Annotated in this window: 21 protein-coding genes; 13 read left to right on the forward strand and 8 right to left on the reverse strand. The window is 39.1% G+C overall.

From position 1 onward, the window contains the following. Positions 1-345 precede the first annotated feature (345 nt). Positions 346-1,713, reverse strand: a complete 1,368-nt coding sequence (gene hisS, locus ACEW8U_RS17280) for a histidine--tRNA ligase (protein ID WP_373523307.1) — start codon at positions 1,711-1,713, stop codon at positions 346-348. Between the two features lie 91 nt (positions 1,714-1,804). Here hisS and ACEW8U_RS17285 point away from each other — a divergent pair, with 91 nt between their 5' ends. Beyond that, positions 1,805-1,948, forward strand: coding sequence for a hypothetical protein (locus ACEW8U_RS17285; RefSeq protein ID WP_373523308.1), 144 nt, complete (start codon positions 1,805-1,807; stop codon positions 1,946-1,948). A 174-nt stretch (positions 1,949-2,122) separates the two neighbouring features. Here the strand turns inward: ACEW8U_RS17285 and ACEW8U_RS17290 are convergent, their stop codons facing one another. Then, positions 2,123-2,623, reverse strand: a complete 501-nt coding sequence (locus ACEW8U_RS17290) for a metallophosphoesterase (protein WP_373523309.1) — start codon at positions 2,621-2,623, stop codon at positions 2,123-2,125. Between the two features lie 73 nt (positions 2,624-2,696). Between ACEW8U_RS17290 and ACEW8U_RS17295 the strand changes: the two genes are divergently transcribed. Together ACEW8U_RS17295 and ACEW8U_RS17300 are read left to right on the forward strand one after the other, a co-directional pair. Continuing rightward, positions 2,697-3,107 carry a rhodanese-like domain-containing protein gene (locus ACEW8U_RS17295; RefSeq protein WP_373523310.1) on the forward strand — a complete coding sequence of 137 codons (411 nt, stop codon included), beginning with the start codon at positions 2,697-2,699 and terminating at the stop codon, positions 3,105-3,107. Between the two features lie 125 nt (positions 3,108-3,232). Next, entirely contained in the window at positions 3,233-4,213 is a 981-nt protein-coding gene (locus ACEW8U_RS17300) for a pyruvate dehydrogenase complex E1 component subunit beta (protein ID WP_373523311.1), read from the forward strand. Positions 4,214-4,336: 123 nt separating this feature from the next. On the opposite strand, the gene ACEW8U_RS17305 is transcribed toward ACEW8U_RS17300, so the two are convergent. Then, entirely contained in the window at positions 4,337-6,856 is a 2,520-nt protein-coding gene (locus ACEW8U_RS17305) for a TonB-dependent receptor domain-containing protein (RefSeq protein ID WP_373523312.1), read from the reverse strand. A gap of 272 nt (positions 6,857-7,128) precedes the next feature. Between ACEW8U_RS17305 and ACEW8U_RS17310 the strand changes: the two genes are divergently transcribed. The 9 genes from ACEW8U_RS17310 (at position 7,129) to ACEW8U_RS17350 (ending at position 17,388) form a co-directional block, all read left to right on the forward strand. Continuing rightward, complete coding sequence (locus ACEW8U_RS17310) at positions 7,129-8,202, forward strand: sensor histidine kinase (protein WP_373523313.1); 1,074 nt, start codon at positions 7,129-7,131, stop codon at positions 8,200-8,202. Next, positions 8,199-8,939, forward strand: a complete 741-nt coding sequence (locus ACEW8U_RS17315) for a LytR/AlgR family response regulator transcription factor (RefSeq protein WP_373523314.1) — start codon at positions 8,199-8,201, stop codon at positions 8,937-8,939. The genes ACEW8U_RS17310 and ACEW8U_RS17315 overlap by 4 nt, the downstream gene beginning before the upstream one ends. 177 nt (positions 8,940-9,116) lie before the next feature. Beyond that, entirely contained in the window at positions 9,117-9,593 is a 477-nt protein-coding gene (locus ACEW8U_RS17320) for a nucleoside deaminase (RefSeq protein WP_373523315.1), read from the forward strand. Positions 9,594-9,614: 21 nt separating this feature from the next. After that, the gene (locus tag ACEW8U_RS17325) at positions 9,615-10,151 is read left to right on the forward strand and encodes a hypothetical protein (RefSeq protein ID WP_373523316.1); all 537 of its coding nucleotides are present in this window, start codon (positions 9,615-9,617) and stop codon (positions 10,149-10,151) included. A gap of 167 nt (positions 10,152-10,318) precedes the next feature. After that, positions 10,319-11,581, forward strand: a complete 1,263-nt coding sequence (locus tag ACEW8U_RS17330) for an FAD-dependent oxidoreductase (RefSeq protein WP_373523317.1) — start codon at positions 10,319-10,321, stop codon at positions 11,579-11,581. Positions 11,582-11,776: 195 nt separating this feature from the next. Then, complete coding sequence (locus tag ACEW8U_RS17335) at positions 11,777-14,191, forward strand: TonB-dependent receptor domain-containing protein (RefSeq protein WP_373523318.1); 2,415 nt, start codon at positions 11,777-11,779, stop codon at positions 14,189-14,191. Positions 14,192-14,257: 66 nt separating this feature from the next. Then, the gene (locus tag ACEW8U_RS17340) at positions 14,258-14,677 is read left to right on the forward strand and encodes a DsrE family protein (protein ID WP_373523319.1); all 420 of its coding nucleotides are present in this window, start codon (positions 14,258-14,260) and stop codon (positions 14,675-14,677) included. A 92-nt stretch (positions 14,678-14,769) separates the two neighbouring features. After that, positions 14,770-15,597 (forward strand): ZIP family metal transporter, encoded by an 828-nt coding sequence (locus ACEW8U_RS17345; RefSeq protein WP_373523320.1) that lies wholly within the window; start codon positions 14,770-14,772, stop codon positions 15,595-15,597. 21 nt (positions 15,598-15,618) lie between these two features. Next, complete coding sequence (locus ACEW8U_RS17350; RefSeq protein ID WP_373523321.1) at positions 15,619-17,388, forward strand: SLC13 family permease; 1,770 nt, start codon at positions 15,619-15,621, stop codon at positions 17,386-17,388. 12 nt (positions 17,389-17,400) lie between these two features. Here ACEW8U_RS17350 and ACEW8U_RS17355 read toward each other — a convergent pair whose 3' ends face one another. Together ACEW8U_RS17355 and ACEW8U_RS17360 are read right to left on the reverse strand one after the other, a co-directional pair. Next, complete coding sequence (locus tag ACEW8U_RS17355) at positions 17,401-18,153, reverse strand: TIGR00730 family Rossman fold protein (protein WP_373523322.1); 753 nt, start codon at positions 18,151-18,153, stop codon at positions 17,401-17,403. Positions 18,154-18,452: 299 nt separating this feature from the next. Next, positions 18,453-18,590: a hypothetical protein gene (locus ACEW8U_RS17360; RefSeq protein WP_373523323.1), complete on the reverse strand. Its 138-nt coding sequence runs from the start codon at positions 18,588-18,590 to the stop codon at positions 18,453-18,455. A gap of 168 nt (positions 18,591-18,758) precedes the next feature. Here ACEW8U_RS17360 and ACEW8U_RS17365 point away from each other — a divergent pair, with 168 nt between their 5' ends. Further along, the gene (locus tag ACEW8U_RS17365) at positions 18,759-19,691 is read left to right on the forward strand and encodes a sugar phosphate isomerase/epimerase family protein (protein WP_373523324.1); all 933 of its coding nucleotides are present in this window, start codon (positions 18,759-18,761) and stop codon (positions 19,689-19,691) included. Positions 19,692-19,916: 225 nt separating this feature from the next. On the opposite strand, the gene ACEW8U_RS17370 is transcribed toward ACEW8U_RS17365, so the two are convergent. The 3 genes from ACEW8U_RS17370 to ACEW8U_RS17380 all read right to left on the reverse strand — a co-directional run. After that, entirely contained in the window at positions 19,917-22,034 is a 2,118-nt protein-coding gene (locus ACEW8U_RS17370; protein ID WP_373523325.1) for a glycoside hydrolase family 36 protein, read from the reverse strand. Continuing rightward, complete coding sequence (locus tag ACEW8U_RS17375; RefSeq protein ID WP_373523326.1) at positions 22,031-22,882, reverse strand: sugar phosphate isomerase/epimerase family protein; 852 nt, start codon at positions 22,880-22,882, stop codon at positions 22,031-22,033. Before ACEW8U_RS17375 ends, ACEW8U_RS17370 begins: the two co-directional genes overlap by 4 nt. A gap of 5 nt (positions 22,883-22,887) precedes the next feature. Next, a partial coding sequence (locus ACEW8U_RS17380) for an MFS transporter (RefSeq protein WP_373523327.1) occupies positions 22,888-23,527 on the reverse strand: 640 nt, incomplete at its 5' end.

Here is a 23,527-nt window from a genome sequence, read left to right on the forward strand (position 1 = left end):
GTTGATAAATTATATGGTTGTACGCTTCTATGCTAGTAACCCAATATTCTACTTCAAACAGGTTGGAAGTCCGAAGTCGGAAGTCCGATGTACCGGACATTTCAATTTCCTGGCGAGAATTATATTAAATTACCATTTTTACCTATATCAATGATTTTATTCTATAAAACCATTTATCAAAACTATATTTCACATATATCAATCATTAAAAAATTTTATGTATATTTTGTAACATTTTCTCAAATGCAATACCTATATCCCAATCAATTCAATTCTAGAAATTGACTAAAAAACAGGACAATTTAAAATTAATGCTGTCCTGTTTTCTATTTCCAAATGATCTCTCTACAATATTTTTTCAATAGCAGCTTCAAGTTCCATTGATTCCTGCTGACCTGTAGCAAGGTTTTTTAAGCTGACAACTCCGTTATTGATTTCAGTGTCCCCCAACACAATTACATATGGAATGCCTTTTTTATCCGCATAAGTAAACTGTTTTTTGATCTTGGCGATTTCCGGGAAAAGTTCTGATGAAACTCCTCTGTTTCTTAATGTTTTCAGAATTTTGAGTCCATATGCAAATCCCTTATCATCGAAATGGGTGATCAAAACTTTGGTTTTGTCCAAGCTCTCTACGGGAAAAATTCCCAATTCATCCATGACATCATATAGCCTGTCAACCCCAAAAGAAAACCCAACACCGGAAACACCTTCAAGTCCAAATACCCCTGTAAGATTGTCATACCTACCTCCTCCACTGACCGAACCAATAGATACATTGTTGACTTTCACTTCAAAAATGGCGCCTGTATAATAAGTCAGTCCCCTTGCCAATACCACATCAAAATCAACATGATCTTCATTTTCTCCATAAGTCTTCAAAAGACCAAATACCTCCTCTAATTCCTCCAATCCTTTGATCCCATTTTCGGAAGTTGCTAAAAAAGTCTTTAGAAATTCAAGATTTTCTTGGTTGGACTGTCTCAAGTTGATGACATGTTCCAACTTCCCAATGGAGTTTTGCCCAAAATTCCTTTGCAATAATTCCTCCTGCACCTTTTCCCAACCTATTTTGTCTAATTTGTCTATTGCCACACACAATTCCCCTTCCCTGCCTTGTTCGCCAATGACCTCAGAAATCCCTGTAAGTATCTTTCGGTTGTTGATTTTGATGCTGTAATCTGAAATGCCCAAATTGGCAAATACTCTTTTGATCATGAGCAGGATTTCGAGTTCACAGACAAGACTGTCCGTTCCAACTACATCTGCATCACATTGATAAAATTCCCTATATCTTCCTCTTTGAGGCCTATCTGCCCTCCATACCGGTTGGATCTGAAATCTTTTGAAAGGAAAGGTGATGTCATTTCGGTTCATTACCACGAATCTTGCAAATGGGACTGTAAGATCGTATCTCAGGCCTTTTTCAGACAGCTTCGGAAGCACCGCAGAAGTACCCGATCCTAAATCTTTTTCCGCTACATTCTTAAGAAAATCTCCACTGTTCAAAATCTTAAATAGCAACTGATCTCCCTCATCTCCATATTTTCCAGTCAAGGTACTCAGGTTTTCCATTGCCGGAGTTTCCAATTGTTGAAATCCAAAAAGCTTAAAAGTATCCTTGATGGTATCCAAAATGAAATTTCTTCTTGCCATCTGTATGGGGCCAAAATCTCTAGTTCCTTTTGGCAGGCTTGGTTTCTGAACGGGCATGTTTAATTTTTAATTTTGGCCAAAGTTAAGTAAAATCAAAATTTTATTTTAATTTTGCACCTCATTTGAGACAATATAAAAAGATAAGACAATGGCTGTTACTACTTTAAAAAGGAAATTGAGAAGAAAGAGACAAGGTCAAAAAACAAGAGTTATAAAAATCAAACAATTGAGTGCCATGCCGGTAATCAAAAATGTAGATATCGAAGAATTGAAAAAAAGCTTTGAAAAATAATTCAGGACCACTCTTTGACAAGAAATAGAAAAGGCAACGTGAAAGCGTTGTCTTTTTTATTTATCCGGATTCCAACACACTTTTACTTTTTCCATTACAATTAATATCTGAGAGCATAATAAATGATGTTTTATTTGGCAAGTGGCATAATTTAAGAAAAACAAGTACTGAATATCATACCCCTCTTTTTCCCAATTCGACTACACGCAAATTTTGGATTTTAGCATTGATGATTTCAAACAAAAGCATGGTTCTCATCACATGGAATCCATGTTGACCTATTGCGCCTGGATTCATGTAAAGACAGTTCAAAGTCTTATCAAATTCTACTTTACAAATATGGGAATGTCCACAGACCAATAATTGTGTTTTCCTGTGATTGATTTTTTCTTTGATTCCTTTGACATACCTTGGTGGCTTGCCTGCAATATGGATAATTCCAATTTGCAGGCCCTCTATTTCCATCCAAATTTCCTCTGGAAAAGATTGCCTTGCCAATTGGTCATCAATGTTTCCTGTAATAATCCTTTTCACCTTACCCCCCGGAAGATTTTCTAAAACCCGCAAATCACCAATATCACCTGCATGCCAGATCTCATCCACTTCCTGCAAATGATCAATGACCTTTTGATCGATATAGCCATGAGAATCAGATATCAATCCTATTTTTGCCATTTCAGATATTTTTATTGATTAGTTTTGTGGTAAAGAAATATATAATTTCCTGAAAAAATAAACTCTACAGATAATGAATCCAATCACAAAAATTTTAACACTGTTCTTTTTCCTTTGTTTGTTTACTCCAAACCAAAACCTATTTGCCCAAGACGGGGCACCAAAATTAAACCCAACAGAATTTGAGGTGCAGTCCAAAAAGAAAAAGAAGAATGTGATCCTGGATATTAGGACACCTGAAGAAACAGCTGAAGGGTTTATAGAAGGTGCTACTTTTATAGATTTCCTTGGCGGAGATTTCGAACAGGAAATCAGCAAATTGAATAAAAAAAGAACCTATTATGTTTACTGCAGATCTGCCAAAAGAACCATACCTGCCACTGAGAAAATGAAGGATATGGGATTCAAAAAAGTTTACATGTTGGAAGGAGGAATCAACAACTGGGTTGAAAATGGCAAACCTTTAAAGGTGCCCAAAAAGTAAACACATGACAGTGTTATTTACCGATCTCAAAAAACCAAAATTAAAATAACAGCCCAATCACCAAAGGTAGTTTTGGAATTGAGTGATTACTTCCTATTTTTACCATCGAAAATATTGTTCAAAGAATGAGAGTAATTCAATATAGAGAAGCTTTAAGAGAAGCCATGTCAGAAGAAATGAGACGCGATAAAAATGTGTTTCTCATGGGTGAAGAAGTGGCAGAATATAATGGGGCGTACAAAGTCTCCCAAGGAATGTTGGACGAATTTGGTCCCGATCGCATCATTGACACACCAATTGCAGAGCTGGGATTTGCAGGTCTTGGTGTAGGTGCTGCTATGAATGGATTGAGACCAATCATTGAGTTTATGACCTTCAACTTCTCGTTGGTAGCCATAGATCAGATCGTAAATTCCGCTGCAAAAATGCTCGCAATGTCGGGTGGTGCTTACAATGTGCCGATTGTTTTCAGAGGGGCAACCGGAAATGCCGGGCAACTTGGGGCAACCCATTCTTCCAACTTTGAAAATTGGTTCGCAAACACTCCGGGTCTTAAAGTAGTAGTCCCATCCAATCCCTATGATGCAAAAGGGCTTTTGAAAGCGTCAATCAGAGACAATGATCCTGTTATTTATATGGAATCGGAATTGATGTATGGCGACAAAGGCGAGGTACCTGAAGGTGAATACCTCTTGCCAATCGGTGTTGCCGATATTAAAAGAAAAGGAAAAGACGTCACCATCGTGTCGTTCGGAAAAATGATGAAGGTAGCGCTTGAAGCAGCAGAAGTATTGGCAAAAGACGGGATTGAAGCAGAAGTAATAGATTTGAGAACCGTGAGGCCTATTGATTATGCTGCGGTGGTAGAATCCGTTAAAAAAACAAATAGGTGCGTTGTGGTAGAGGAAGCCAATCCTATAGCCGGCATTTCCTCTGAAATCGCTTACCATTTACAAAGGAATGCTTTTGATTATTTAGATGCTCCTGTCATCAGAGTAAATTCCATGGATATCCCATTGAGTTATTCTCCCACATATATTGAGGCTACTTTACCAAATGTTAAAAGAACCCTGGATGCTGTAAAACAGGTAATGTATAAAAAATAAAAACTGGATCTCAGTTGACCGATAACCAATACCCCTTCAATAAATCCGAAAGGGGAAAAAGAAAAAACCACATGGTAAGCCATGTGGTTTTTTTATAACTATTACCCAATCAACTAAACCGTCTTAGTTGTTATTCATGACGGCACCTGCGCCGTTTTCAGATCCTTGTTTCAAATCATCATTGGAAACACCTCTTTTCTTCCTTCTAGAAGGTTCCATAGTTAGTTTTCCAATCCTATAAGAGAAGTTAACTTTGAAGTTCATATTTCTTAGCCCAACAGTACTTTGCTGCATGATGGTTGGTGTATACAATTCGTTCCTGATGGTAAATTCTTTAGTGAAAAAGTTCTCAGCACCAAATCCAATACTTCCTCTCTTTTCGTTGAATTGCTTGTTTAGGTTAAGTCCATAAACTCCAAAACCACCTGCTGTTCCTTGCAATTGAACTTGCCTACCCCTTGCAAAAGTAAAACTCTGAATCTGCCAGTTATTCGGAAGAGAGTAGTTGGCAAAAAGCCTTCCGCTCAACACAAATCCTTCATTAGAGGCGGCATATAAGGGATCATCAAGACCATTGTCCAATCTTGCATAATAACCATCCACACTTCCATTAAGGGAGAATTTACCTGATAAGTTTACATTGGAGAAGATTGAGAATCCATAGGCTTTCTCCTGTCCGATATTTTCAAATGTGGTAAAAATGATATCATCTTCAAGCACAGTTCTTACTGGCTGAATTGATCCTGAAGTATTTCTGAAATAAGATGTGAAGTTCAAAGATGAACCTTTGAAGAATGTACTGTAAGACATTTCATAATTATCAGTCAATTCCGGATCCAACAAAGGATTACCCTGGCTGATCTGCTGCGGGTTGGCAGCATTAATATTTGGATTTAAGAAGTTAAGTGATGGTCTCTGAACCCTTCTGTTATAAGCTGCTTTGATCATATTCCCTTTGGCCAATTTACGACTCAAGTTGACACTTGGAACCCACAGACCAAAAGATGGAATGTCTGCTTCCAATTCGGAATTCCGGAAATCTGCAGAGATATTGGTGTATTCATATCTCATACCTGCCTTTAAGGAATAATTAGTAAGAATGCTGGTCGTAAATGAAGCATAAGCAGCTGTTACATTTTGGTCATAGCTGAATTCATTGGAAAACCTGACATCTGTATCTTCCACAAATTCCCCATCAGAACCATCCGCTCTAAAATATGCAAAATCAGAAACAGCCTTTCTCAAAATATTTTTTGCACCATATTCCAAGATCTGATTTTTACCTGTACCTATAGGAGTGACATAATCCAATTGAATAGTGAATTCCTGATTGATTCCAGCATTATTGTTTTTTACTCTGCTGACAATATCATCAAAAGTTCCATTGTAAAGACTATTGATAAAATCGTTGGTCAAATTATTTTGACTGTACAAGGCAGATATACTGAATTCCTTTATTGGCTTCTCATAAGTCTTGGTATAGTTGAAATTGAAATCAACATTATTGGAAAGGTTTGCCACATTGACGTCCCTTAACAAAGAATTGAGTAATACATCCTCAAAGAAAGTCTCAGTCAAAAGTCCATCCTGATTGTTTCTCATGTTTCTCACTCCAAAACTTAAAGATGAAGTAAGGAAGTTATATTTGTCGATTTCAAAATCCCAACCAAGATTATATCTTCCAAAAAGCATTCTATTTCTGGTATCAGCAGATTGTTTGATGTTCAAAGTAGTACCATCAGCATTGGTGATAAATTGTTGGTTTTCAAACGAACCAAGGATGTTATACCCTGCTCTTCCAAAACCTCCAAGAGTCCAGGCCATTTTGCCTTTTTTCAAACTTGCATTTACTCCTAAATTTGACCCCCTGAATCCAGCACTGCTGTTAATGTTCAAAGATGCACCTTGAAGATTATTCTTCTTGGTAACTATATTGATGACACCACCGGTGCCTTCAGCATCATATTTAGCAGATGGAGAGGTTATGACCTCAATTGCTTTGATTTCTTCGGCAGGTATTTGTTTTAAAGCATCAGCCACATTGGATGCTACTATTGCAGATTGCTTACCGTTGATCAATACCAGGATGTTGGAACTACCCCTCATGGAAACATTTCCGTCTAAATCTACCGAAAGCATCGGCACCCTTCTCATCACATCAGCAGCATCACCACCGATAAGGGTTTTATCATTTTCAGCATTATAGATGGTCCTGTCAACTTTTTCTTCAATCAAATCTCTTTGTCCCATTACTGTTACTTCTTGAAGTGCCACAGCCTCTGTTTCTAAAGAAATTTTGTTTAGGTTGATATTGCTGTTCTGGTCAGTTACCTGAATCACCGATGTACTAAAAGTCTGGAAACCCATAAAAGTTACCTGTACCTGATATGAACCGTTACTGAATCCTGTTATGACAAATACTCCATCAAAATCAGCAATTGATCCCACGATACTCTTTTGAGATTCCACATCGATAAGTGCTACAGCAGCATAAGCAACCGGAGTATCGTTTCCTTTCTCGATGATCTTACCCGTGATTTTATAAACAGGTTTCTCATCTTCAGTATTTTGCGCATACACAGTCTGAACACCCGCTGAAAGGATAATCAAACCTGCAAATAATAATTGAATAAGCGTTTTCATGTTTTCTTTTGTGATAATGTGGTATTGTTGGACAGTTTACGAAAGCAAAGGAATAGCAAGATTATATCATAAAAAAATCAAATAGACCAAGTAGATACATCCCTCGACCAATGTCTCAAAACACCTGACGAATGGGTTTTGTTATAACAACCGCGCTATTTTATCCATAAAATTTGCTATTTCGCCGATGATATCACCCTATTGGTAGATTGGAGTGGCTTCCAAGCAAAACTTTATTTTAGTTTGCATGAAAATTGCCTAATTTAAATGCTATGCAAGAAAATGCCATTAAGAAAAATATCCCATTACTTATCCATATTCTAGGGTGGGCTTTGTTCGGGTGCGTCATCTTCGTTCTCTCTCCATTATCAGCAGGTGTGGAGAGACCAAATGTATTTTGGCTCAAACAAGGCATCAACTTCTCTTTATTAATAGGTATATTCTATTTCAATTTTCTCTATTTGATTCCAAGGATTCTCTTTAACAATAAAATATCACTATTCCTGATCGTCAATTTCGTTGCAGGTTTGGCGTATGTGGGTTTATTGATTGTATATGACGACTGGACTAATATGCAAGAACTGATGCACAAAGCATTCAGACCAGATGTACCATACACTCCAAGGCCGCGTAATTTTTATTGGGATATCTCACAGTTACTGATATTTTTTATGGCCGTTGGAATCAGCACCAGTATTGCAGCTGTACAGAAATGGCAGTCTGACGAACAATTCAGACTCAAGCTAATGGAAGAGAAGGTCAATTCAGAACTGACATACCTTAAAGCGCAGATTAACCCCCATTTCTTTTTCAATACCTTGAACAACATCTATGCGCTGACCAATATTGACGTGGAGAAGGCCAAGACAGCACTCCTTAAGTTGAGTCGAATGATGCGCTATGTACTCTACGAAACAGAAAAAAACCATACGCTTCTTTCCAAAGAATTGGACTTTCTTAAAGATTTTATTGAATTGATGAAATTGAGGCTCTCCCCAAGAGTAAAGCTGAACATTGAAATTCCGGAAAAAGTTGAGGAGGCTGAAATCGCACCTATGTTGTTATTACCATTTATTGAAAATTGCTTCAAACATGGCATCAGTTCCCAAAAAGAAAGCGAAATTGTAATTACCTTGATAAAACAGGGAAATAAATTGACCTTAGAAACACAAAACACGATCTTCAATTCTTCAGAAAATACGCCAGAGGGAAAATCCAGCGGAATCGGTCTCGTCAATACCATGAGAAGACTGGAACTTCTTTATCCCAATAAATTTCAGTTGACCTTTGACAGAGAAAATCCTGAAAACCAATATAGAGTTTACCTTAATATTGACCTCAAATGAAGCTTAAATGCATTGCTGTGGATGATGAACCTTTGGCCTTAGAACTGGTTTCCAAATTTATTGAGCAGACCTCATTTTTAAGTTTAGAGGCCAAATTTGACAATGCCATTCAAGCATTAGGCTATCTCAATCAGAATGACATTGACCTGATATTTTTGGATATTCAGATGCCGGACTTATCAGGAATGGAGCTTGCAAGGATTATTGATGGCAAAAACAGTTTGAAAAAACCGAAAATTATTTTTTCAACGGCTTACAACCAATTTGCCATTGAAGGTTACAAAGTAGATGCACTTGACTATTTATTGAAGCCATTTAGTTATGAGGAATTTCTAAAAGCCTCTACAAAGGCCTACCAGTTTTACGAAAATCAGTCCAAGCAACAATCGGATAAAAAGGAAAATGACAAACCTTCAGAATATATCTTCTTGAAGGTAGAGTATTCTTTGGTTAAGGTAATGCTCAAAGAAATTGCCTATATCGAAGCTTACAAAGATTATGTAAAAGTACATTTGGCAGGCAAACCAAATCCCCTGCTTACCCTTACCAGTATGAAAAGCATGGAAGAAATGCTTCCTTCTGAAAAATTTATGCGTGTTCACCGCTCCTATATTATCAACCTTGACCACATTGATACTGTTTCAAGAAACACTGTGAATATCGGAGGAACAAATATTTCAGTCAGTGAAAATTACAAAGACAATTTTATGGAATTCCTAAACAGATGGGTAGGGTAAATCAAGTTTAATTTTAGTTTAGGAATATTGTCAATGTTTTATTCCATTTTCTGAAATTTAATTTCACATTCTTTTTTATTTTGAATCAATTCCAATGAATGTGCCGTTATATTTTCTCAGAATAGTCATAGATTCGATGAATTATTGTTAAGAATTGTTTGTTAGTTAACTGAATTGATGGATAAAAATCGCGAAAACTTTATGAAAATAGCCATTGAACTTTCGCGCAATGGAATGGAACAAGGTAAAGGAGGTCCATTTGGTTGTGTCATTGTAAAAGATGGTAAGGTAATCGGAAAAGGCTCAAATTCTGTTTTATTGAACAATGACCCCACAGCCCATGCAGAAATGGTAGCTATCAAGGAGGCCTGCCATAATCTTGGTCATTATCAGCTTGAAGGTTGTGAGCTTTACACCTCTTGCGAACCATGTCCAATGTGTTTGGGAGCTATTTATTGGGCAAGACCTTCAAAGGTCTTTTATGCTAACACAAAAAATGATGCTGCTGAAATTGGGTTTGATGATGATTTCATCTACCATGAACTTGAACTTCCAAAAAAACAGAGAAAGATACCTTTTGAACAGATTTCACAAATTGAAGCCAAAAAGGTATTTCTAGATTGGATAAAAAAAGAAAATAAAAATTTATATTAAAAAATAAAAGCAAATAAAGTTATGAAAAAATTAATGATTATCACATTAAGTATCCTCATGATGAGTGCCTGTTCGACCGAAAAATCTGTGGAAGAAAGGTATATATATGAAGGAGAAAAAATAGTGGATATTGAAACCGGTGATGAATATTTGATGGAAGAGGAGGGAAAAATTACTGTCGTCCATACTGATGGCAGCAAAGAAAAATTAGCCATTGATGAAACCCCATTTTATGAAACAGCACTATCTGAGGAGTTCATACAATCTTTGGAATCAAATTACGCAGAAAGAAAACAAGTACTCCTTGAGGAAAAGAGAACCCTTTTGAAAGAAAACAGAAGATCAAGATATGCCGAAATATCAGATGAAGAACTATTAAAGCAATTTCAACAGGCCCATAAAGATGGGTTGGATATGGGCAGACAAATGGATATGGTTGCCGAATTGATTGAAAGAGGTGCAGTTACATCAGACCAAGCCCCAGAATTATTGGAAATTGAACCAGAACTGATCAATTTTGATATTGATATTGAAAAACCAGGAGAAAAGGGAAATTAATTTGAATTTTGAAATTTATTGGAATCTCAAGATATATACATCTTTAGAAATGCAAAATCCCCTAATCAAAAAAGGTTAGGGGATTTTTTATGAAATGTGATGAATATCACCTTTTGTTGTTGGCCTTCAGTTTAAATTTATTGCAAATAAAAATAAACCAAAAGACCATGAGCCACTATCAAATATTGATTATCGGAGGGGGCACAGCAGGTATTACTGTAGCCGCACAACTTCTACGTAAAGACAAAAATCTTCAGATTGCGATTCTTGAGCCTTCCGAAAAACATTATTATCAACCTGCTTGGACTTTGGTAGGCGCAGGCACTTATAAGTTTTCTGATACAGAAAGGTCAGAAGCTAAATATATCCCAAAAGGTGTAACCTGGATCAAAGACAAAGCCACCGAATTAATCCCTGAATCAAATACTGTCAAAACCCAAAAATCAGGATCAATTACTTATGACCATTTGGTATTGGCGCCAGGGTTGATTATGGCTCCGGAGTTGTTGCCGGGTCTTACAGAGGCTTTGAAAACTGATGTTGTTTGCAGCAATTATATTGACCCCGAGAAGACATGGAAGATCTTACAGAATTTCAAAGGTGGTAATGCAATCTTCACCCAACCCACTACTCCGATCAAATGCGGGGGAGCTCCTCAAAAAATCATGTATCTTTCAGAGGAGTATTTTAGAAAGTCAGGGGTTCGAGACAAGACCAATGTGGTCTTTGCGACTCCAGGAACTGTCATCTTCGGAGTTCCGGAATTCGCAAAGACATTAAATATGATTATTATTGACAGGGATATTATCCTCAAAACATTTTATGCTCCTGTAAAAATAGATCCAAAAAAGCAGGAAATTACCTTCAGATATACCCATGAAAACTTTGCTCAATGTGCAGATACATTGGTCGATAAGGTAGGAGAACAGCTAACTGGAGATTCCGAAATTGTCATCAAATATGACATGTTGCATATAGCCCCTCCACAGCAGGCACCTGACTTTGTAAGAAACTCTTCTGTTTCACTCCAAGAAGGTCCGAACAGAGGTTGGGTTGATGTGGATATCAATTCATTGCAACACCTCCGTTATCCAAACATTTTCTCTTTGGGAGATGTCGCAGCACTACCTACTGCTAAGACGGGTGCTGCTATCAGAAAACAAGCTCCTGTGGTTGTCGGAAACCTACTTCATTTTATCAAAAATCAAAAATCCGGAGACCATAAATACGAAGGCTACTCTTCCTGTCCGTTGGTGACAGGATACAGCAAGATGGTATTGGCTGAATTCAAATATAATAATGTGCGGGATAGTGATCCCTTGATTTCTAAATTTGTAGATACCACCAAAGAGCAATATAGCATGTGGTTATTGAAAAAATACGTTTTGCCTAAGATGTATTGGGACATGATGCTCAAAGGCCGCGCTTGATATTGATTAAAAAATAAATTAAATATCAATTACTGGAATGAGCAATAAATCAATTCAAATAGTAAAGAACACCCCTTTGTAACCTTAGTGGTGTTTTTTTTTCAATAAAAAACCACCTTACATAAAACCCTTCCTACTATTGAATAAAAGATGATTAAATTTCCAGCGAACTATTGCATTCAGTGAAGTAAGGAAATGAAAAGATGTTTATTGACCCTCATCGTATTCAATTTGGTTACTATTGCTTTTGGCCAAGTACTGACAGTCCTTGATGCCGAAACCAATAAACCTCTTGATCTGGTGCATATCATAGACCAAAAAACAAAAACATCAAGCTATACAGGGGAAGATGGTAAGGTGGACATGAAGGACTTCGCCGGTTCGGGGAAAATTGACATCAGACTTTTTGGCTATAAGGGGATCAGTAAAAGCTTTGGAGAACTCTCTGAATTAGGTTTTAACATTTCATTGACCCCAAATACCATCAATTTACAACAAGCAGTGGTCTCAGCCACACGATGGAGCCAATCAAGGCAGGAAATCCCGGCTCGCATTACTACAATCTCAACCGAGGAACGAGAACTTTTAAATCCTCAAACTGCGGCAGACTTATTGGGAATTTCAGGTGAAGTTTTCATACAAAAAAGCCAACAGGGAGGGGGAAGTCCCATGATACGGGGTTTTTCTACAAACAGGTTGCTCTACACTGTGGATGGTGTCAGAATGAATACAGCTATATTCAGAAGTGGTAACCTGCATAATGTCATTTCAATAGATCCATTTGCTACAGAAAGCACTGAGGTTTTCTTTGGACCGGGATCAATTATCTATGGAAGCGATGCCATAGGGGCAGTGATGAGCTTTCAAACCCTTCAACCAATTCTTTCTACTGAGGGCAGCACTGCTTTTACAGGTTCGGCAGTTATCCGCGCCAATACAGCCAACAGAGAAAAAACCGGCCATGTTCATGTGAAATATGGAGGTAAAAAATGGGCAGGAGTAACAAGCTTCAGCAGTAACAGATTCGGAGATTTGAAAATGGGAAGTCGTGGACCTGAGGAATTTCTCAGGCCAGTATTCGTGGAAGTGAGAGAAGGTCTGGATGTTTTGGTGGAAAACAGCAATCCAAAAATCCAAATTCCAACTGGTTACGATCAATTTAATATCTTACAAAAAATCCGGTTTGCACCAAATGATAAATGGGATTTTCAATATGCATTCCATTATTCAGAAACCTCTACTTTTTCAAGATATGACAGGTTGATCAGGTTCAGGTCAAATGGTCAACCCAGAAGTGCCGAATGGAAATATGGCCCCCAAAGCTGGATGATGAACCACTTGAAGGTTTCCCATTCTTCAGATGGTAACTTATATGATAAGATGACACTAAATCTTGCCCATCAAAAATTTGAAGAAAGCAGAATAGACAGAAATTTCAACGATGTCGCCAGAAGAATAAGGGTAGAAAAGGTCGATGCCTATTCAGCCAATCTTGACTTCCTGAAAAACCTCACCCCTGCATCTACTTTATTTTTTGGCCTGGAATGGATTTTAAATGATGTTATTTCAGCGGGCACAGATGAAAACATACAAACAGGTCAATCTATCCAAGGTCCTGCACGCTACCCTGATTCCAAATGGAATTCTTACGCCTTATATACTACTTATCAGCAAAAGTTAAATCCAAAATCAAAGCTTCAAGCAGGAATCCGGTACAACAGATTCGGACTGGATGCCGACTTTAGAAACAACACTGAATTCTATCCCTTCCCTTTTGAAAAAAGCAGCAACAATGAAGGGGCCCTCACTGCAAGTATTGGCTGGGTCTACCAACCTACAGACACCTGGACTATGCATGTGAGTGCATCTACAGGATTCAGAGCTCCAAATGTTGACGATATCGGAAAAGTATTCGATTCAGAGCCCGGCACAGTTATGGTTCCGAATCCAGAGCTTCAAGCAGAATATGCCTATAACCTCGAATTAAATGTTGGAAAAGTCATCAATGACAAGGTTATGATCGATCTGACATCATATTATACACTTTTAGACAATGCTTTGGTCAGGAGAGATTTTACACTGAACGGTCAGGACAGTATCATTTATGATGGAGAATTGAGCCGCGTATTTTCCCTAGTGAATGCTTCATTTGTAAGGATAATCGGACTTCAGGCAGCTTTGGAAGTCAAGCTTCCATACCAGCTCACATTTTCCTCGAGATTGAATATCCAAAAAGGGATAGAGGAAGTGGAAGACCGTACCCAGAGTCCTTCAAGGCATGCTCCACCAACATTTGGGGTCAGCAGACTGGAATATAAACGTGAAAAATATAGAATACAGCTTTTCTCAGAATACTCAGGAGGATTTAAATTCGATCAATTGCCATTGGAGGAAAGAGGGAAACCGGAATTGTATGCCATAGATGAAAATAGAAATCCCTACAGCCATTCATGGACTACAATAAACCTGAAAGGAATATTCAATATACATGATAACATGTCAATCAGCTTGGGTCTGGAAAATATTACCGATGTAAGGTATCGGTCATACGGCTCGGGAGTTGCTGCTCCTGGTAGGAATTTTATGCTTTCCCTAATCGGGAATTTTTAAATAATCGGATCAAGTGACCCAAATCACTTTAAAATAATCCTATAAAACATTAGATTGCCTAAAAAAATGCGACTATCAATATTCTTCCTCCTTTTATCCTTTTCAGTTTTTGTTGCTAAAGCACAAGTAATTTCAGAAGCTGAGCATAAGATTATTTTCCAACTAACTGAAGGAAATACAGAAGCCCATTCAAAGTTTATCAGGCAAATCAATAATGTTTTGGTAGCTGCTCCAAATTCAAAAATCGAGGTAGTCACCCATGACATGGGAGTTGATCTTTTAAAAAAAGACAACAATACATTTACAAAAGACTTGGAAACCTTGGTGGATATGGGAGTTGAATTTGTGGTGTGTGAAAATACCCTCAAGCAAAGAAACTTGAAAAAGGAACAGTTTTTAGCTTTGGTAAATTTTGTCCCTTCTGCAATATTGGAATTGGTCATCAAGCAGGAACAAGGTTGGATTTATATCAAAGCCGGAGGTTAGGAAAGAGATAACGAATATATCACGCAAAAAAAGCGGATATTCATAGTACCTTTATTCCAAATAACCAGATATTTTTAATCAATCCTTTTTATATGGTCGAACAGATTGAAATATTAGCTACAGAGTTGGGACCTGTCAAGGCTGCTCTTTTGGCGACGCTTTTTACTTGGCTAATGACCGCCTTGGGCGCATCTATTGTATTCTTTTTCAAGACTGTAAATCGCGCATTTTTTGACTCCATGTTGGGTTTTACAGGTGGGGTAATGATAGCCGCTAGTTTTTGGTCACTACTCAATCCAAGTTTGGAATATGCCAAAGATATATATCCGGTTTTTCCTTGGGCACCCGTAGCGGGAGGTTTCCTTTTGGGTGGTTTGTTCATATTTGGACTTGACAAATTACTTCCTCACCTGCATATCAATTTTCAGAAAAATGAAACAGAAGGTCTACCAACTACTTGGCACAAATCCACTCTTTTACTCTTAGCCATTACACTTCACAATATTCCAGAAGGCCTAGCAATTGGGATACTCTTTGGAGCTGCCGCACAAGGACTTGATGGCACCACGATTGCTGCCGCTGTGGCACTAGCCATTGGCATCGGAGTACAGAACATCCCTGAGGGAATGGCAGTATCCATGCCTTTGAGAAGAAATGGTGCAAGTAGGTTTAAGGCATTTTGGTATGGCCAATTGTCAGCAATCGTAGAACCAATGGCAGGTGTTCTTGGAGCCTTTGCAGTACTTTACATGAAAAATGTATTGCCCTATGCATTATCCTTTGCCGCAGGAGCCATGATATTTGTGGTAGTGGAAGAAGTAATACCTGAAACCCAAAGGGATAAATATACCGATTTGGCAACATTGGGATTTATGCTTGGTTTTGTAGTGATGATGATTTTGGATGTTTCTTTGGGGTAAGAGACACCGTGATGTGACTTTATGGAAAAAGAAATAGTTTTTGGGATTCTAATACTTGCGATCGGCCTTTTTGCTTGGGGTAAATTGAGGTATGATTTAGTTGCAATCCTTTGTCTTCTACTCTTAGTCATATTTGGATTGATTCCGGCTGAAGAATCATTCAATGGGTTTTCCCATCCTGCTGTCATTACAGTAGCCATGATTCTTGTAGTCAGTCACGGGCTGACAAAATCAGGGCTTATTGAGAGGATCGCCCGCTGGATGATGGAAAAAGATTTGAATTTCACTGTCCAACTGGCATTATTGTGCGGGATGGTATGTTTGGCATCCGCTTTTATGAACAATGTAGGGGCACTTGCCATGACTATGCCCTTAGCCATTCACATCGCCAAGAAGAATGGTCAATCACCTTCTTCTTACCTGATGCCCATAGCCTTTGCCTCTCTGTTGGGAGGCATGATTACCCTTATTGGTACCCCACCTAACATCATCATTTCCACTTTCCGCGCCCAACAAACGGGAGAGCGATTTGCCATGTTTGATTTTGCCCCGGTAGGAATTGGTTTGGCAGTCGTAGGTTTATTGTTCATTATTTCATTTGGATGGCGCCTTGTTCCTAAAAGAAATGCCCAAGGGGATGAATCCAATAAATTTAATATTGACGATTACATCACAGAAGTCCGCATTACAGAAAAATCAAAATTAAAAAATGAACCGCACCATGAAGTTCACGAATTTACTAAAGGCAATATTCAAGTTTTGAATATCATCAGGGACAGTCAACTCACCTATGCTCCTGGACGAAACTATATTTTCAGGGAAGATGATATCATTACCATTCAGGGTGACCCATCGGATATAAAAGAATTTATTGACGAATCAAAGACAGAATTGGTCGGAAAAGATAAAGCGGAATCCATTTCAAAGGAACAAAAGGATATTTCTCTTGTGGAAGCTGTAGTGATGACCAATTCAAGAATTATTGATAGAACTGCATCTCAGATTAAATTAGGATACAGATTTGGAGTTAATCTCTTGGCCATTTCCAGACAGAATCAGAGAATCAAAAAACGGATTGACCATGTGCATTTTCAGATCGGCGATGTACTACTTGTACAAGGGGAAAATGATAAAATTGATGAGACCTTGGACAGAATGGGATGCCTTCCTTTGGCAGACAGAGGCATCAATTTGGGAGAACCACGAAAAATATTAATGTCACTTGCCATTTTCGGGCTTTCACTTGGGATGATTATTTCAGGATTGATGGAAGTACAGGTTGCATTTACCCTTGCAGCATTTTTGATGATTGTACTGAAAATTATCCCCCTACGGGAAATTTATACAGCCATAGACTGGCCGGTAATCATCCTATTGGCTGCATTGCTTCCCTTAGGCACAGCTTTGGAGACTTCAGGTGGTGCGGACTGGATTGCCGAAAAAATATTGTTCCTCAAAGACAGTTTTCCCCCATGGTTTATCCTCGGGATGTTATTGGTTTTGACGATGTTTTTGTCTGATGTCATCAACAATGCCGCAACAGTTGTTTTGATGGCACCTATTGCCCTTAGTATTGCTGCGGGAATGAATGCCTCTCCGGATCCTTTCCTGATGGCTGTTGCTATCGGTGGATCCAGTGCATTTCTGACTCCAATAGGACATCAGAGCAATGCCCTTGTGATGGGACCAGGTGGTTATAAATTCACCGATTACATGAGATTAGGAGCTCCTTTAGAATTATTGATTATAGTGATTGGAGTTCCTTTGATATTGTTTTTCTGGCCTTTTTGAAATTGAAAAATTCTATTTTTCACCTAAAACAGCAGAAGGCTCGACAGGCACTTTCCTTTTAAGTCCATATCCTTCGATCGCATGTTTCCTCAAATGCTCTTCCATTTCCTCTATAGAGTCCGTCAATAAAAACAAGTCCAAATCCTCTTTGTTGATGGTGCCGTATTCGGCCAGATGCTTGATGTATTCATATAGGTGTTCATGGAAATCGCTGCACATCAGTACCACAGGAAAACGTCGCATCACATTGGTCTGTATCAAAGTCAAAGCTTCGAAAAATTCGTCCAAAGTTCCAAATCCTCCCGGCATTACCACAAATGCATAACTATACTTTGAAAGCAAGACTTTTCTAACAAAAAAATATTTAAAGTCCATCCATATATCCAAATACGGATTGGGATGCTGTTCAAAAGGAAGGATAATATTACAACCGACAGATTTTCCTCCTACATTCTTTGCACCCCTATTTGCAGCTTCCATAATCCCCGGACCTCCACCAGTCATGACCGCAAAACCCATCTTGCTGACTTTCTCCCCTACTTCGACAGCAACTTTATAATACCTGTCGGTTTCCTCAAACCTGGCAGAGCCAAATACAGTAACACAGGGACCCACAAAATGTAGCATCCTAAATCCCCTTACAAATTCGAGAATTACCTTGATTACAAATTTGAATTCTTTCCAACGGGTCTGAGGCCCCGCAAAGAAAGCCTCCTCTTCAGGATTGACCAAAGGTGAAAAATCGGTTGATTGCTCTTTTTTCATACTTTAAACTTAGTAATAATTTAAAGACTGGCAAGGACATCTATCTTTTGAAGAAAATAATTGTTAACCATTAGATATTTTTATGCTTGTCACATCTTACTTTTAACTTGACAACTAAAACTGTGAAGGGATTTCATAGAGATTCCCTGTCGGATTTCCTCCCAAACTCCTTTCCTAGTTGATTACCCCTCCAGAAATCAAGGTCCCTTGAAGGTTGCTTTTAAACAGAAACCTTTGCCAAAATCCAGCCATATACTGAAACCTGCTTGCCAAACCCAACTCCATATTTCTCTGGTAGTTCAATGCGACCCCGGCCACAAGGTTTGAACATTCAAGTCCATGTCATCAAATTCAATGATACTTAGATTGATGCTGTTTAGTTTACCGACCATTATCTGCCCATTCCGGAGATAAAGTGTGTCCTTTTCCTGCGCCATTGCATTGAAGATTAACGACGTGCCACAAAAATTATTTACAATGAAAAACCTCCAATTCATATTATGGATATATTTTTAAAAGGTAGTTTGATTTGAAATTAATTTTTGGAAAATTGAAAGAAAAAAGTAATTGATTTTTGACATTTAATTCAATTTAAACCCAAAACCATGAACAGGCGAAAATTTTCCAAAGTCACCACCCTTTCACTTATCAGTTCAGGAATGCTGGCCGCTTTCCCTTCGAAAGCTAGTATTTTCAAACCCGCGAGCAAACTCAGGCTTGGAGGACCTGTTTTTGAAAAATATAACTCGCCAGATTCTTGGGTTAAAGCCGTGAAGAAACTAGGATACCGAGCCGCTTATTGTCCAGTTGGGTTAAATGCCACCTCCGCAGAAATCCAAGCTTACGAAAAAGCAGCAAAAGACGCAGATATCCTGATTTCAGAAGTCGGCGCATGGTCCAACCCCATCAATCCGGACCCCAAAATGGCCAAAGAAGCTTTTGAAAAATGCACTTCTTCGCTGGATCTGGCAGATAAGATCGGAGCAAAATGCTGTGTCAATATTGCAGGATCCAGGGATAGGGAAAACTGGTCTGGTCCCCACCTGGAGAACTTTTCGGATGAAACTTTTGAAATGATTGTGACGACCACAAGGAAGATCATTGATGAGGTAAAGCCGTCCCGTACATTCTTCACCTTGGAAGCCATGCCTTGGGTTTTCCCTGAATCACCCGATGCCTACCTCCGTTTGATCAAGGCAATAGATAGGAAATCCTTTGCTGTACACCTTGATCCCGTAAATATGATGGTCAGTCCTGCGGTCTTTTTCCGAAATGGGGATTTGATCAAAGAATGTTTTAAAAAGTTGGGTTTAAATATCAAAAGCTGCCATGCCAAGGACCTGATTCTAAAACAAGGAACTGATATGCCCCATTTCGACGAAGTCAGGCCAGGACTTGGTCAAATGGATTACCGTGTTTTCCTTGCTGAACTGAGGAATTTTCCTGATGTACCTTTAATGATGGAGCATTTGCAGACAGCGGAGGAGTATGGAGCGGGGGCGGAATATATATGGAAAGTGGAGCAAGAAATTAGCTAAGATCTTTTTTCGATACATTGGTCTAATTTTGAAAATAAACGTTGTTTAACTCCTCAAATTAAACTCCAATGTAAGGGCTAAAAATTCGACCCTTTCAGGGTAGATATGAATCTTTCAGTTTTTTATCCACGGGTTGCACCCGTGGGGTTATTGAGAAGTTGGACCTCCCAATTCTCAGGACAGGCATTTCAGGGCCGGAATGGTGGTATTTGATTTATGGTTATTTTAATTCAATTCAACAATTTCAAATAACCTCCCCTCGTAAAATCTATTCAATTCTACTTCAAATCCCGATCTTTCCAATTCTTGTCCGGTCAGTTTCCCTATCAATTCTCCTTCCAAATTATTGACCTGATATAGTTTCTCAGGCGATAGGTATTTGACCAAAATCCTCCTCCTAACATCAGCGGATCCATGTCTGAAAACCCCAACTATTCCTCCAGATTTTGTGTCGGTATTGATTCGTTGGAAACCGTCCCAATGTCCTTCCATTGGTTCACCCAATCCAGAAAGATCCTGTCTAAAGCTCATGATACTGTGCTTTTGCTCCATGTCCTGTAGCCAATCTGCATAACCACGGTACTTTTTTAGATCTTCAGGTGATAATTGTCTTGGGTCTCCCAACATAATTGGCAAAACTCCTGCAATGGATTGAATGTGCATTTCCCATCCTTTGTCCTGCATCTGTGGATTGCCAATGACCAAAGTCGTGGCAGGCATGGCAGGGGACCTCCACCATGCCATATTTCTGACCCTCATATCAGTCTTCTCCCCTTCTGTTCCTTCAAAGTTGGACAGCCAATTACCTTCCGAATGTTTGAGCATGGCAAAATCAATCAACTGCAAACCTCCCATGGCTTCAAAGGTGCAGTCAATAAATAAGTCTGGCTTTGCGGCATGGAGTTCGTCAAACAGCTCCCACATGCGCTCATAGTTTACATACAGTGATTCATGGTGATCTTTGTGGTGCACATGGTTTTCAGCATAGCAACCGGATACTTCAGGGTTAAAAACATAAGCACTCGACACCACTGCAAAATCAAGTTTGAGATATTCCAAACCATAATCCAAAGTCAATTCCAGAAGGATATCTTTGATGTATTCTTTCCAACCTGTGCTGAAGCATGCCGATCTGATATCCGAATCATCTATTTCTACATGTAGATTGCTGAACTCACCATCCATTCCCCTGACAAACCATTCAGGATGCTCATGGTAAACCCTGCTATCAGGAGCTGCACTTCCGACACTTATCCATAATCCCGGCTTCATTCCGAGGGATTTGATGTAATCAAACACAGGTTTGAGCCCATTGGGAAACTTGGTCTTATCAATGCCCCAATCCCCATAATTGTTCTGCCATCCATCATCGATGACAAATTCCTTCATTCCGGCTGCCGCAGCGGCATCCGCCAATTCCATGATTAATTTCTCGTTGATGTCCTTCTTGAATGGGTTCCAGGTGTTGTAAACAAAAGTAGGTTTTTCATCCAACTCCGAAAGTCTGATTCCCATATGTTTCCTCACAAAATCAGGAAGTGTCAGGTTGAGGATATTGTTTGGTTCCCGCTGCTTGTTGTACACCATGGTAAATACCTGTGGTGTTTCAAAGGTCTCTCCCGGTTCTATCCATTTCCGAAATGGAAACCTTGCATCTTTATGGGTCAGTCCTGCTGTGATTTCGGGGGATTCCCAAAATACAGATGTTCTTTTCAGAACTCCCGTAGCTTCATTTCCTATCAGGATCCCTGCTTCCCAATCCATATTGTGAACTATCAGAAGCGCGTCCTGCATATTTCCTTCGTAGGGACCTATAGACCTTCGTCTACCATAATCGCTGTACACCCAACTGAATGTTGTCGGTAAATATCCCGTAACTGAAAACCGCTCCACATCCACAGATTCAAAGGCAGCTTCCTTAGTACCAAGATTTTTTACACTCAGGCTTTTTCTGATTACAGGAAGGTCAGGGTAGAGCAAGAATTTTATAGAAACCTGGAGTTTGTCATCGCTACTCTGAAGAGCAACTACGGCACCATTTCCCCGAAGGGAATCTTTTGATTCTTCTATACTGACCAATTTCCAATTACTGTCACCTGAATAGACTTCACCTCCAAATTCAAATTGAAAATCAATATTATTGGAAGTAAAATATTTGAATTCCCCGTCAAGTGGCCTGTAGGTTTTTGTGATAAACTTCCCATCTTTTGAAGGCAGGGATATGTTTCTCTCGACTATGCCGTTGTTGAGTATCAATTCGCTATCCGTCCATTTGGCATATTGTGCAAATGACTCAAGATTGAAAACCAATGACACGACCAATATGGACAGCAATACTTTCATTTTTTCAGGTTTTTCAAATATTCAATACTTTGAGGGACTTGTTTATAATAGATAGGGCTTTCATCCTCAATATAGTAATGCTTGACGTTCGCTTTTTTTGCGGCAATCAAAATTGCCGGAATATCCAATTGGCCTGTACCCAATGCCACATCATTTTCCACCGCTGTGCCACCTGACAAGTTTCCTTCCACCCCTTTTTTCAGGTCTTTCAAATGCATCAATTCAAACCTGTCGCCATATTTCTCCAAATAGTAGACAGGATCAGCGCCAGGGAAAAATGTCCATAAAATGTCCATTTCAAAACTCACATAGTTGGGATCGGTTTTTTGGATCATCAGGTCAAACAGGATTCCGTCTCCGTGGGGATGAAATTCATAACCGTGGTTATGATAGCAGAATGTAAGGTCGAATTTATCTTTCAGGATTTTCCCCGCAGCATTGAAATCAGCAATTGACTTTTGTGCGGCGGCCAGGTCAAATGTCCCATCATGCGGAATCCAGGCAACCCGAACATACTTTGCTCCCAGTGTTTTGGCATCTTCTCCTACCTTATTGGTTTTGCCCATCAAATCTTGATAGCTTACCCCATAGGACGAACAATGCATCCCTCTTTCATCCAACAAAGCCCTGAGTTCTGTGGCGGACTTCCCAAAAAGATTGGAAAACTCCATATCCTTGATGCCCATGGCCTGAAGGGTATCCAACGTTGCCGATACATCTTTTTGAAAACTGTTACGGTAGGTATAAGAAACCATTCCGGGAGTTTCAGGAAATAGACTGCTTTGCGCCTCTGTGGTTCCTATAAATAGGAGAAGTAGGATTGAAGATAAAATTAATTGCTTGATCATGATATCTATTTTTTGACTAATTGGTTTTCGATTTCTTCGAGGGATTTTCCTTTGGTTTCCGGGATATTCTTTTTTACAAAAAGAAAATAAACAAAGCAGATTCCGGCATGGATGGCAAAAGTCCCAAAGAGCCCAAACTCTGCTTTTAATATAGGAAATGAAGCTGTGGTAAAGAAGTTTGCGATCCAAAGACATAAGGTTGCCAATGCCATGGAATTGCTTCTGATGCGGTTGGGGAATATTTCTGAAAGGACCACCCATGTCACTGGACCTAAAGTAGCGGCATAGATTCCAATAAAACCCAATACAAAAACCAATATCAACAAACCTGAGGCTTCGGCGTAAAAGCAAAATGCCAATGCCAATGCGTCCAAACACAGCAATATTGAGCCATAGAGCAGCAGTTTCCTCCTGCCGATTTTATCAATGAAATAAATGGCAAAAAACGTGAAGACAAAATTGACCAAGCCGATGATGACTGATTGGAGAAAAGCGGCTTCAGTTGCCACACCTGCCTGTTGGAAAATCACAGGAGCATAAGAAAAGATCGAATTCTGCCCACCTGCTTGGGAGAATATTGCTACCATCGCTCCGATAAATACGATGTGCCTGACGTCCATTTTGAACAGGTCTTTGAGGCTTTCT

Source organism: Aquiflexum sp., assembly GCF_041751335.1.
Lineage (GTDB): Bacteria > Bacteroidota > Bacteroidia > Cytophagales > Cyclobacteriaceae > Aquiflexum.